The following is a 12,044-nucleotide window of genomic DNA, read 5'->3' on the forward strand; positions in this document are numbered from 1 at the left end:
TTCGTCACACTCCCTCAACGACGCCCCTGACGAGATCCGAGGTATACGATGAATACAGATTGGTCCGTCATCGCCACCTTCATGCCGCAGTTGCTGAACGGTGCCAAGATGACCCTTTTCATCACCCTGGTCGGGCTGTCCGGCGGCATGGTGGTCGGCGCAATAGCCGGCCTCATGCGCACCTACGGCAACTGGCTGCTCAACTACACGGCTATGATCTACATCGAGGTGATCCGCGGAACGCCGATCGTGGTTCAGGTGATGTTCCTTTACTTCGCGCTGCCGGTGCTGGCCAGTATTCGCATCGACCCTCTGACGGCGGCGATGATCGCCATCATCATCAATGCCGGTGCCTATATCGCCGAGATCGTCCGTGGTTCGCTGCAATCGATCAGCCGAGGGCTTGCCGAGGCCGGTCTGGCGCTCGGCCTGCCGCGATGGAAGGTACTGGTGCATATCGTCGGTCCGCTGGCGTTTCGCCGGCTGATTCCCCCGCTCGGCAACCAGTTCATCATCAGTCTCAAGGACACGTCGCTGTTCATCGTGATCGGTGTCAGTGAGCTGACCCGGACCGGCCAGGAGATCATGGCAGCCAATTTCCGTGCCGTGGAGATATGGAGCGCCATCGCGGTGATGTACTTGATCATGACGGGTTCCCTCACCCTGATGCTGCGCTACATCGAGAGAAGGATGAAGATCCTATGAGCATCATCGAATTCAAGAACGTCTCGAAGCATTTCGGTGCGCTCAAGGTACTCGACGAAGTGGACCTCACGATTGACCAGGGCGAAGTGGTCGTATTGATCGGACCCTCCGGGTCGGGAAAATCGACCCTGCTGCGTTGCATCAACGGCCTGGAAATGATCACCGGCGGCGACCTTCTGGTAGACGACATCAGCGTACTGGCTGGCTATGCAAAGCTGCGCGAGATTCGCCAGGAAGCCGGCATGGTGTTCCAGCAGTTCAACCTCTTCCCTCAGCTGACGGCGCTGGACAACGTCGCCTTCGGACCCAAGCATGTCCGCGGACAGTCCACGCAGGCGGCCAGGACCCAGGCCTTGGCGCTGCTCGACAAGGTCGGGCTCAAGGATCGCGCCGACCACTTCCCCAACGAGCTCTCGGGGGGACAACAGCAGCGAGTCGTTGAAGGTGGCCGCCGCCATGATCAGCAGCGGCAGGAACAGGTAGGCGAAGAAGACCACCACGTAGAAGCGCAGGCCGAAGGCCATCAATCGCTGCGAACTCATTTGGCAATGTCCCCCAAGCCCACCTTGAAAATCTTCATCACCAGCGACATGAAGCCGATGCATAGCACCAGCAGCAGGAAGGCGTAGGCCGCCCCTTGGTTCCAGTTGCCGCCCTCGAAGAACCAGTTGTAGATGATCTGGGTAAACCAGCGGCTGCCGGGCGAGCCCAGCAGCGCCGGCACCGCGTAGCTGCCGGCGGCGAGCATGAAGGTCATGATGCAGCCGGTGGCGATGCCCGGCTTGGCATGGGGAATCACGATGCGCCGGTGGGTGCGCACGGTGCCGGCGCCCAGGTCCCGCGCCGCGCGCACCTGGTTGTCGTCGAGGCTCTCGATGGCGTTGTAGACCGGAAAGACCATGAACAGGATGTAGGCGTAGACCATGCCCACCATCACTCCCGCGTCACCGCTGAGAAAGCGGATCGGGCGGTCGATCAGGCCCAGCATCAGCAGGACCTCGTTGAGGGGTCCGCGAAACGCCAGGATGATGAACCAGGAGTAGGTGCGCAGGATCTCGTTGATCCAGAAGGGAATGATCAGCAACAGGATACAGAGCGCCGCCTGGCGTGGGGTGGCCACCTTGGCCAGATACCAGGCCAGCGGATAGCTGACGATAAGGGTCAACACCGTGACCAGTACGCTCGACCAGAGGGTCTTGAAGAAGATGGCGCGATGGATATCGTTGTTGAACAGCGTCGCGTAGTTGGCGATGGTCAACCGATCCTCTGGCCCCCCGACCTGGGCCGGCAGCAGGTTGGGTCGCAGCGAATAGTCGATCATCTGCAGCTGCGGCAGGGTCACCATCACGATCAGCCAGATGCCGAGCAGCGTGAGGATGGCTACCGCCAGCGGCCCACCGAAACGAGCGCTAAGCTGACGAAACATGAGCGCCTCCCGCTGCGGTACGGCTTTCCACCATCTCGCCGGTGGTTTCGTCGACCACGGCGCTGCCATCATCGGGCAGCACCACCGCGTCCGCCGGGTCATAGCCGAACGTCATTCGCTGGCCTACGGTGAGCGAGTCGGCATACTGGCGTGAGACCTCATGGCCAAGCTGGACCCGCAGCTTCTCGCCGGAGGCCGTCAGTCGCGTCTCCAGCATCACCGAGGCGCCTTCGAAATGAACCGCCTCGATTTCCCCCTCGAGCCGAGGCCCGGCGGCATCGGCGGCCACCGGCTTGAGATGCTCGGGTCGAACGTAGAGCGCCACCCGGTCGCCGTTCCCCAGGCTAACGCCCTCCCCCGCGCTGCCGACGAGTTCGCCCAGCGCACCACCGTCGAGACGAACCCGCTGCCCTTCCCGGTCCACGAGCCTGCTCTCGAGACGATTGTTCTCGCCGACAAAGGCGGCGACGAAGCCCGTCGCCGGGCTGCGATAGAGCGTCATGGGATCGGCAACCTGCTGTATCCGCCCCGCCGACATGACCGCCACCCGGTCGGACATGGTCAGCGCCTCACCCTGATCGTGGGTGATATAGATGAACGTAATACCGGTCTTGCGCTGGATGGACTTGAGCTCGGCCCGCATATGCTGGCGCAGCTTCAGGTCCAGCGCCGAGAGAGGCTCGTCGAGCAGCAGCACCCGGGGCGCCACCGCCCGCGCCCCGGCGATGGCCACTCGCTGCTTCTGGCCGCCAGAGAGCTCGGTCACCTGCTTGGGGCCGCTGCCCTCGAGGGCGACCAGCGCCAGCAATCGCTCGGACGTCTCACGGCGCTGCTTCTTGCCGACACCGCGTACTTCAAGGCCGAACTCGATGTTCTCGAATACCGTCATCAGCGGAAAGAGCGCCAGGTTCTGGAAAATCATCGCCGTGGGGCGACGGTTGACCGGGACGCCGGCGACCGGCTCCTCGCCGATGAAGACCTGCCCCTGGCTCGGCACGAGGAAGCCACTGACAATATTGAGCAGGGTCGTCTTGCCACACCCCGAAGGGCCGAGGAAGCTAAAGAACTCCCCCGAGCCGATCGTAAGCGATGTCTTCTCGATGGCGGTGAAGTCGCCGAAGCGCATCACCACCTCATCCAATCTAACGCTACCGTCCATTCAATCGTTGCCTTCTTGAACTGAATGCCGAAGTGACAGCTGCTGACTCTCCCCTCGGCAAAACGGCACGTCAGCGCAATCGCTGACCACAAAGGCGTGGACCTGGCACTTCAATTGCGGCCTGCGCGTCGGATAGGAACAACATCCCTGTTGCCTATCCTCGATCGACATCCCTGTCGATCGCCGCGCGCCGCTGCATTCCGTGCCAGCGCCTTTGCGATGTCAGCCTCTTGCGCTACGTGCCTCTATGCTTATGACCCAACTCACGCGCTCAAATAGCGATCCTGGTACTCATTGCGCAGCGCCACGTACCAGGGCTCCTGGATCGGCCACCACCAGAGGTTGGCCAGATCCTCTTCGCTGTAGGAGTCGGTGAAGAACTGACGCGTCTCCTCGGGCAGCAGCTCGGTAGCGCCCTTGGAGGTTGAGTTGTAGCCGGTGGCCTTGACGAACATGGCTCCGGCCTCGGGGGTGTAATACCAGTTGATCAGCTCGTAGACGGCATCGGGGTTCTGGGCGTTCTTGGGAATCACGAAGCCTTCCATCCAGGCCAGGGCCCCCTCCTTCGGTGCGCCGTAGGCAATGTCCTCACCCTCCTGCTGCAGGCGGAAGGCGGTGGAATCCCAGGTCTGGCCGATGATGGCGCCATTGGTACGGAAAGCGGCCTGGGCCTCGTTCTCGGTATCCCAGAACTGGGCCAGCATATGCTTGTGCTTGGCCGCCTCTTCGAGGATGACGTCGAAGTTGGCACGCATCGCCTCTTCGGACTTGTAGGAGTCGAGCATGGGGAACGGCAGCCTGCCTTCACGCTCCAGCCACAGCCCGACACCCACCAGCGCCGAGTGGCCACGAACCGTTACGCCCTGGCCATGATCGGGATTCCACAGGTCGGCATAGCTGAGGTTGGCACGATCCACATCGGCGAAACGACGATGCCAGGTAATAGCCTCGGTCCCCCAGTCGCTGGGAGCGAAGAAGCGCTTGCCATCCACCACGCCGCCGACCTCGGAGCCCTCGATGGCACTATCCAGCGCACCATCCCAATTGATCCGTGACTCGTCCAGCGGTTGCACCAGGTCATAGTCGAGGTAGCCCGGCACCCGGTCCACCGTGGGCATGATCACGTCGAAGCCGCTTCCATCGGTGGCCCGCAGCGAGTTCATCAGCTCGTCGTTGGTGCCATAGGGCGTGAAGGTGGCGCGTATGCCGGTCTTCTCGGTGAAGTCGGCCAGCATTTCATCGGTGAAATAGCCGGCCCAGGCGTAGATACGCAGGGTCTGGTCCTGGGCCAGGACCTTGTTGATGTAGAACGACGGCACGGTAGCGACCGCACCAGCGGCCAGGGTACCTTGCAGGAAACGGCGACGAGTGAACGACATGACGGGTCTCTCCATGAGGGCTCTGACATTGGGATATCGAGACCAGTGGTCTTCGCCGCCACCGATCTCGCGATGCGCCAATTCAAGTTTCACGCTAATTCATTACGGCGGGATGAACATTTCATTGAATGACCGTTCAATACCGTTGAACTAGGTTAGCACTCTGTGAGAAAAGGTCCGTATGTCGTTTCAACGTTTATCGTAATTGAGCCCTCAGCTCGCCTGTATGGCAACCTTCAGTACGCCGTCGCGCTGATGTGAAAAGAGGTCGTAGGCTTCGGTGATCTGCTCCAGTGGATAGCGATGGGTCACCATGGGCCCCAGGTCGATTCGGCCTGACTCGATCACCTGCATCAGCCGACGCATCCGCTCCTTGCCGCCAGGGCAGAGCGACGTGACGATCTTGTGATCGCCTAGTCCGGCACAGAAAGCATCCAGCGGGATGGTGAGGTCGCCGGAATAGACGCCGAGACTCGAGAGCGTGCCGCCTGGCTTGAGTACGCGCAGCGCCGATTCGAAGGTGGACTGTAGACCGAGCGCCTCGATGGAGGCGTCGACCCCACGACCGCCGGTGAGCTTGAGGATTTCCGACACCACGTCGACCTTGCGGAAATCGAGTGTGATATCGGCCCCCATCTGGCGCGCCATCTCGAGCCGCTCGTCGACGCCATCCACGGCAATGATCAAGCCTGCCCCGCGCAGCCGAGCCCCGGCGGTGGCGCATAGGCCAATGGGTCCCTGGGCGAATATGGCCACCGAATCGCCAATCTTGATGCCAGCCGATTCCGCCCCGGCGAAGCCGGTCGACATGATATCGGGACACATCAGTACCTGCTCGTCGGTGAGGCCATCCGGCACCGGCGAGAGATTGGCCTGGGCGTCCGGCACCAGCAGGTACTCCGCCTGGGCGCCATCGATGGTGTTGCCGAAGCGCCAGCCACCCATGGGCTTGTAACCATGGCTGTGGTGACCGCCATCCTGGGCACTACAGCCATCCTGACAGGCGTAGGAAGTAAAGCTCGGGCAGATGGCACCGGCAATGACCCGCTGGCCCTCGGTGTAGCCCTGCACGTTGGCGCCAAGCTTCTCGATCACCCCCACCGGTTCATGACCAATGGTCAAACCCTTCTCTACCGGGTACTCCCCCTTGAGGATATGGACATCCGTACCGCAGATGGTGGTGGTAGTGACGCGAACAAGGGCATCGTTGGGACCGACTGCCGGAATCGGCTTGTCATCGATCTCGATGCGCCCCGGCTCGACGAAGATGGCGGCTTTCATCATGGCTGGCATGGTCACTCCTGTTTGGGCTCTCTGCACTCAAGAATCTGCACCCATGGAAAAGGCACCCGTTAGGTTTGGCACAGAGCCCGGCCTTTCGCCTTGATTCATGTCAAGAGGATGGAAAGCCTGCAAAGATGAGCCTCATTAACGCGACGCGCCGGCAAAAAGCCGGCGCGGTTGGAGACAGAAGCGAGGGAAATTCACATGACCGGCACGCCGGTAATCCAGACGTGGAGATGAAAGGCGAAGAGATAATAGGCAATAAGGCCGCCAATTACGGTAATGGCCGTACCAGCCATGCGGGGCGTCGTCTGCGGAGCCGGCTGGCGCCGGCGCGCGGAGCGAAAGTCCAGCACCGCCCAGACCAGGAAGGCACCGAAAAAGACGATATCACCCAAGCGGCCGTTGGCCAGCAAGTGGGCCAAGGCCCACACCTTGACCGCCAGCACCATCGGATGGCCCAGCTTGGCCTTGATATGATTGCCAGGGACATAGGCAGCCACCAGCAGGATAATGGCCGGAATCATCAGAAGCGCAACGGCATGGCGCAGCCCTGCGGGCGGAAACCAGACCCAGATGGGGTTGAGTCGCATCTGGCCGTAACCCCAGATGGCAATGGCCAGACCGATGATAGAGATCACCGAGAAAATGGCTTTCCAGCGCAGCTCCCCCATGCGCTGAATCTGTGTGCTACGCCAATCGTCAGCAAAGATGCGCACGGAGTGCATACCAAGAAAAATCAAGAGACCAAGAATCATCACGAACATGCCGGGGCTTCCTTTGCGTTGGGTATCGAACAGGTATCGAAACGGCTTTCGAAACAGCATGCAGCTTAACGACACCGACTCGTTACACCAAGGCCTCGGCAAAAGATTCGTCTGGCGCAGCGATGGACTTCGTCATGCTAGAGTCATGGACTAGCGAGCCGGCGACTCGCTACCCGAGGCCCTCCGACCGGGACAAGGGACGATACGCCGGCCCCTCTATCACCTCGCCATCCGTGTCGAAGCGACTGCCGTGACAGGGGCAGTCCCAGGTAGACTCCTCCGGATTCCAATGCACGATGCATTTCAAATGTGGGCAAACAGCTGATAGCACCTTGAGTTCGCCGGCCTCGGTGCGATGGATGGCCAGTTTTTCGCCGCTTTTCGTGGCAACCCTGGCCTGCCCCGGTGCAATGCCATCGAAGGAGTCGATTCTTTCAGTTCCCAGATAGTCCCTGGCCAAGTGCTTGGTAACGGTGGCGTTCTCCTTTGCATACTGAAGCGCCGACTTGCCCGGCGTAACGCGTCGCGATGCGAAGCGGGCCTGCCAGGGGTTGTCGTGGTCAAGTATCTGGTCGGCGATGATTCGACCTGCCAACGCCCCCCACACCAAGCCATCAGCGGCGAAGCCGGTGGCCATGTAAAGATTGTCATGGCCATGCATCCGTCCGATATAGGGCAAGCCATCGGGCGAGCTGTACTGCTGGGCAGACCATTGATGGCTGAAGGTTTCGATCTCGAAGCGACTGCTAAGGTATTCGCGCAACAGTTGGTAGTGCTCTCCCTCATGCTCACCGGTCTTGTGCTTCTCGCCGACCACCATCAGGTATGGCGTGTCTCCATGACGATAACTGCGCAGTGAATGGAACGGGTCAAGCAGCCAGAAAATGCCCTCGGGGTACTCGCCACGTCTCAGCCTCGCTGCGACGGCATATTCCCGTGACACCAGCATACCCGCCTGCAACAGGCTGATACCCTTGGGAGTATGGGTCGCATAGACGATATGCCGGGCCGTGACGCTGGCAGTGTCAGTCTGCACCAGGCCCTCCTTTGCATCCACCCGTCGCACGGGGCAATGTTCATGAATGGCCACCCCCATGCCGATCAAGACGGAAGCCAGGCCCTGAACGTAATGCAACGGATTGAACTGGGCCTGGTCTGGGATACGAATGCCCCAGCTGTCAAAGGGCAATCCGGGACCTTCGGCTGATGCAACGTCGAGCCCCGCCCTGAGCAGTGCGTCACGCTCGTCGTTCAGGCTGTGGTCGCTGTGCTGCCTGTCGCCGGTCAGCAGACGATAGGCCGATTGACGGCGAAACTGGCACTCGATGGAGAAACGCTTTATCAGCGCCTCGATATCATCGATTGCTTCGCTTCTCGCACACACGACGTCGGCTGCCACCTCATCGCCCCATTTCCTGCGCAATGCCGCCTGGCCTGAGGCCAGAGTGCTGTAGAGATTGCCCGTGGAGCCACCCGTCACACCACCGCCTACGCCCTTAGCCTCGAGTACGACGACTCGCTGTCCGGCCTCGACCAGCGGCAGGGCCGTCGTCAGACCGGTAATACCAGCGCCGATCACTACCACATCGGCTTCAGCCTGCTCCTCCAGAGGGGCACAGACCGGCAATCCAAGGCTCCCCAGCCTCCATATCGCTTCCATAACGACTCCTTTCGTCAGGGCAATGCATGCATGCTGCTACTAGGTATAGAAGGTAGTGGGGAGCGGTGCGAATCCGGATGCACCTGGATGTGTTTTCAAGCTGACAAACAGGTGAACGGGCTCTTACACAAGCCAACATTTTTCACGACCGTCCTTAACAACTTTCTTGCCATAAGCAGCCTCTCCCTCGCCCTACGCCTGCTATGTTGAAACAGCTCATCTGAGCATGGAATGCAATCGCAAAAGGGAGCAGAACATGAATATCAAGAGTGCCAACGAGCTTTTCGTCCGCCTGCTATCCGAAGCCAACAGTGGGGAAAAGCAGATGACTCGCGCGTTGCCCAAGATGGCGCGAGCGGCCCACGACCCCAAGCTGGTCGATGCCTTCAAGGAGCATCTCGAGGAGACCCAGGGTCAACTGGAGCGAATCGAGAAGGCGGCGGACTCCATTCCGGAGATACGGGTCAAGCGTATCAAGTGCTATGCGATGGAGAGTCTGATCGAGGAAGGCCAGGAACTGATCGAATCCACCGAGAAAGGCCCCGTGCGTGATGCCGGCATGATCGGTGCCGCACAGAAAGTGGAACACTTCGAAATCGCCGCCTACGGCACCCTGTGCGAGCTGGCCGAACAACTTGGCTATACCAAAGCCAAGGAAATCCTGGCCGAAACGCTCAAAGAGGAAAAAGCGGCCGATGACAAGCTATCAAAGCTGGCCAAGGCCGACGTCAATCGCAAGGCTGGCTGAGCCGACAAAATCATTATCCCTGGCTGTTCTGGATGCAAGCCAATACCCCGGCTGCCCTTTTCTCACAGATTTGCGAGCAGTCGATTTATATTGATCTCCCGTGACGCCGGAAGTGCAAGCTTCAAGCGGCACTATTATACAACTGAACGTGCAACTCGCCCGCGTCAGCCTTGCGCCGGGAAACTCCCAATACCGAGCGGGATGGTACAGTGGATCTCGGTAAGGTCAGCCGCTAACTCCGCCTGGAACCAGGGCTATGGAGGGCGATTCCTTCATAGATGTTGAGAGTGTAGGTGTTGCAAGCGCGGAGCTGCTATTGGGCTTGGACAAGGTATGACGAGCCAACGCCGGCCGGCCCGCTTGACTGATGGGTGATGGGCATCCATACCTAAGCGGAATGCCCAAACGAAAAGGAGTTCGTATGCTACGTTTGCTCGCGTTGGCTGCCGGCGCATATTGGCTGCGCAAGCCTGAAAATCGCAAACTCGCCGAAGACAAGCTGAAAGAGGCCTGGAATCGTGTCATGCATGGACCTGACAAGCGCAAGCAAGACATCAGGCCATATCAAACCTCACAGCGACCCAACCCTGAGCGTGATCAAGATCTTTAACGCTCTAGCCAACAATCTCAATCTCACTCAGGCAGGGAGGTCTGTATGAGAAAATGGATCTTGCTCGCCGTCATCAATTGGTTGAGAAAGCCTGCGAACCGAGCCAAGGCGAAAAACGCCTGGAGCGGCATGCGCGGAAAGAAAACTGATAAACGGCAATCCGGAAGGAGTACGAATCGACGCCCGGGGGACCGCTCCGACAAGCGATGACTCGAGGGCAGCCGGGGCGACACCCCGGCGGAAGGGACCCACCCAAGAGGCATGGCGGGCGGCGACTCGCCAGGCCGCCGCAGCATTGCTATGTATGTTGCTATACATCAGAGGGAAGACATCATCGGGAGGGCAACACATTGACCCACCATGAAAAGACCGTGATGGCCTTCGACGACCAGGGCCGTGAGTACATGATCGACGTGTTCGTCAGCACACGTGAGCTCAGCGAAATGCAGCATACGGGCGCCACGCACGGTGCTCCCACCTTCCGCACTCACGATGGCCACGACGTGACCTACCTCGGCAACGGTGAGTTCATGGTCATGGTGTCGGGAGAGGAAGGTGGCGTGACGGTCCGGACTGATGACTCGGCCTTCGTTTAAGGGCCCCGCCAAGCATGACGTATGGTGTGGGGGCTGAGCGGTTAGGGCTTGACAGAACCGTTCCTTTTATAGAACGTTCGTTAAAAGGAACGGTTCGGAACCCACCATCATGGACAAGCTCTCACTCGGTACGCTGGGCCAGCACCTGCAGACCCTGCGCCTGGCGCAAGGCTGGTCGCTCTCGCAGCTGGCCGCCGCCGCCGGCATCGCCAAGTCGAACCTGTCGCGCCTGGAGCAGGGCAACGGCAACCCCACCCTGGATACCATCTGGCGCCTGGCAGTGCAGTTGAAGGTCCCCTTCGGCACTCTTGTTGCCCCCATCGCCGTGCCGCTTGGCGAGGATGGCGTGGAGGTGCGCCTGCTCGACCAGGGCAAGGATCACCCCCAGGTGGATGCCTACTGGATGCGCTGCGCGCCCCACACCACGCGCCACGCCGAGTCCCATACCCCGGGTGCCCGGGAATCCCTCACGCTTATCAGCGGCACGCTGGAGGCCGGGCCGGAAGGCGCCACCAAACGCCTCTCGGCCGGCGACACCCTCACCTTCGCCGCCGATCGCCCGCACCTCTATCGCACCCGGGACACCTGGGCCACGCTGCTGCTCAGCGTCGTCTATCACGAGGAGACCACCTCATGAGCCTGCAAGCCTCGTCTTCGCCGTCCCGCGCCTGGTTGACGGGCATGCGCGAGGCCATTCCGCTGCTCGGCGGCTATGTGCCGGTGGCCATCTCCTTCGGGCTGATTGCCACCCAGGCTGGCTTCAGTGCCTGGGAAGCCGTGCTCATCTCGACGCTGATCTATGCCGGCGCCTCCCAGTTCCTGTTCGTCGGCATGGTCGCCGCCGGGGCGCCGCTGTGGCTGGTGGTGGCCATGACCCTGCTGATCAACGTGCGCCACGTGGTCTACGCCCCCAACCTGGCCCCCTGGCTGACGTCCAGCCGATGGTGGCCCTGGCTGATGCACGGCCTTACCGACCAGGTCTTCGCCGTGGCCCACGCACGCCTGCCCCAGCTGCCGGCCTCCCAGCGCCTCGGCTGGTTCACCGGCGCCGCCCTGCTGGCCTGGTTGAGCTGGATCGGTGGCACGGCGCTGGGCGCGGTGGCCGGCGGCGAACTTGTCGCCCGCTGGGCCCTGATGGGTGAGATCCTGCCCTTCGCCCTGCCCGCCCTCTTCCTGGTACTGATAGCGCCCCGCTTCACCTCGCGGCGCTGGAGCCTGGCCCTGGCCATCACCATCGGCATCGCCCTGCTGCTGACCATGAGCGGACTCACCAACGTGGCGATTCCGCTTGCCGCCGTCTGCGGCGCGCTGTGCTTCTATAGCGTGAAGTTCATCACCACAGGGAAAGGAGAACGCAATGAGTAGCGCCCTCTGGGTCGCCGTCCTCGCTTCGGCACTGGGTACCCTGCTGATGCGATTACTGCCTCTGGTGTGGATGCAGCGTCGCCTGGAACGGCAAGCCAACGGCGACAGCCTGGAGGCGATGCCCCAGTGGCTGAGCCTGCTAGGCCCGTTGATGATTGCCGCCGTCTTCGGGGTCTCGCTGATGCCGGTAGCGCCTGGCGCCCTCTCCTGGCTGGCCACCCTCATCGGCGTCTTGGCAACCCTGGCTGTCTGGTGGCACAAGCGTACACTGGGCTGGCCGGTCGCAGCCGGGGTAACGGCCTATGGTGTGGTGGTGATGCTGGCGGGCCTGGCGTCCTAGCGGGA

The 12,044-nt window shown here is 61.2% G+C and carries 14 protein-coding genes; 8 read left to right on the forward strand and 6 right to left on the reverse strand.

The annotated features are described in order from the left end of the window. Window positions 1-48 precede the first annotated feature (48 nt). Window positions 49-705 carry a glutamine ABC transporter permease GlnP gene (gene glnP, locus LOKO_RS07165; protein WP_066446968.1) on the forward strand — a complete coding sequence of 219 codons (657 nt, stop codon included), beginning with the start codon at window positions 49-51 and terminating at the stop codon, window positions 703-705. Continuing rightward, window positions 702-1,334 carry an ATP-binding cassette domain-containing protein gene (locus LOKO_RS07170; RefSeq protein ID WP_066446970.1) on the forward strand — a complete coding sequence of 211 codons (633 nt, stop codon included), beginning with the start codon at window positions 702-704 and terminating at the stop codon, window positions 1,332-1,334. Before glnP ends, LOKO_RS07170 begins: the two co-directional genes overlap by 4 nt. Here the strand turns inward: LOKO_RS07170 and LOKO_RS07175 are convergent. The 6 genes from LOKO_RS07175 to LOKO_RS07200 all read right to left on the reverse strand — a co-directional run bounded on the left by LOKO_RS07175 (window position 1,244) and on the right by LOKO_RS07200 (window position 8,380). Next, window positions 1,244-2,131: an ABC transporter permease gene (locus LOKO_RS07175; protein ID WP_066446972.1), complete on the reverse strand. Its 888-nt coding sequence runs from the start codon at window positions 2,129-2,131 to the stop codon at window positions 1,244-1,246. The genes LOKO_RS07170 and LOKO_RS07175 overlap by 91 nt on opposite strands. Next, complete coding sequence (locus LOKO_RS07180) at window positions 2,115-3,290, reverse strand: ABC transporter ATP-binding protein (protein WP_066446975.1); 1,176 nt, start codon at window positions 3,288-3,290, stop codon at window positions 2,115-2,117. The genes LOKO_RS07175 and LOKO_RS07180 overlap by 17 nt, the downstream gene beginning before the upstream one ends. A 263-nt stretch (window positions 3,291-3,553) precedes the next feature. Next, window positions 3,554-4,669, reverse strand: coding sequence for an extracellular solute-binding protein (locus LOKO_RS07185; RefSeq protein WP_066446978.1), 1,116 nt, complete (start codon window positions 4,667-4,669; stop codon window positions 3,554-3,556). Between the two features lie 213 nt (window positions 4,670-4,882). Next, window positions 4,883-5,962, reverse strand: coding sequence for an NAD(P)-dependent alcohol dehydrogenase (locus LOKO_RS07190; RefSeq protein WP_066446980.1), 1,080 nt, complete (start codon window positions 5,960-5,962; stop codon window positions 4,883-4,885). 191 nt (window positions 5,963-6,153) lie between these two features. After that, window positions 6,154-6,720, reverse strand: coding sequence for an NnrU family protein (locus LOKO_RS07195; protein ID WP_066446982.1), 567 nt, complete (start codon window positions 6,718-6,720; stop codon window positions 6,154-6,156). Between the two features lie 169 nt (window positions 6,721-6,889). Beyond that, the gene (locus LOKO_RS07200; RefSeq protein WP_066446984.1) at window positions 6,890-8,380 is read right to left on the reverse strand and encodes an FAD-dependent oxidoreductase; all 1,491 of its coding nucleotides are present in this window, start codon (window positions 8,378-8,380) and stop codon (window positions 6,890-6,892) included. Window positions 8,381-8,636: 256 nt separating this feature from the next. Here LOKO_RS07200 and LOKO_RS07205 point away from each other — a divergent pair, with 256 nt between their 5' ends. The 6 genes from LOKO_RS07205 to LOKO_RS07230 all read left to right on the forward strand — a co-directional run bounded on the left by LOKO_RS07205 (window position 8,637) and on the right by LOKO_RS07230 (window position 12,039). Continuing rightward, window positions 8,637-9,128 carry a YciE/YciF ferroxidase family protein gene (locus tag LOKO_RS07205; protein WP_066446987.1) on the forward strand — a complete coding sequence of 164 codons (492 nt, stop codon included), beginning with the start codon at window positions 8,637-8,639 and terminating at the stop codon, window positions 9,126-9,128. A gap of 421 nt (window positions 9,129-9,549) precedes the next feature. Beyond that, window positions 9,550-9,738: a hypothetical protein gene (locus tag LOKO_RS07210; RefSeq protein ID WP_066446993.1), complete on the forward strand. Its 189-nt coding sequence runs from the start codon at window positions 9,550-9,552 to the stop codon at window positions 9,736-9,738. 350 nt (window positions 9,739-10,088) lie between these two features. Continuing rightward, window positions 10,089-10,334: a hypothetical protein gene (locus tag LOKO_RS07215; RefSeq protein ID WP_066446996.1), complete on the forward strand. Its 246-nt coding sequence runs from the start codon at window positions 10,089-10,091 to the stop codon at window positions 10,332-10,334. 109 nt (window positions 10,335-10,443) lie between these two features. Then, complete coding sequence (locus LOKO_RS07220; protein ID WP_066446999.1) at window positions 10,444-10,971, forward strand: helix-turn-helix domain-containing protein; 528 nt, start codon at window positions 10,444-10,446, stop codon at window positions 10,969-10,971. After that, window positions 10,968-11,699: an AzlC family ABC transporter permease gene (locus tag LOKO_RS07225; RefSeq protein ID WP_066447000.1), complete on the forward strand. Its 732-nt coding sequence runs from the start codon at window positions 10,968-10,970 to the stop codon at window positions 11,697-11,699. Before LOKO_RS07220 ends, LOKO_RS07225 begins: the two co-directional genes overlap by 4 nt. Further along, window positions 11,692-12,039: an AzlD domain-containing protein gene (locus LOKO_RS07230; RefSeq protein ID WP_066447002.1), complete on the forward strand. Its 348-nt coding sequence runs from the start codon at window positions 11,692-11,694 to the stop codon at window positions 12,037-12,039. The genes LOKO_RS07225 and LOKO_RS07230 overlap by 8 nt, the downstream gene beginning before the upstream one ends. Window positions 12,040-12,044 lie beyond the last annotated feature (5 nt).

This window comes from Halomonas chromatireducens, assembly GCF_001545155.1.
GTDB lineage: Bacteria > Pseudomonadota > Gammaproteobacteria > Pseudomonadales > Halomonadaceae > Halomonas > Halomonas chromatireducens.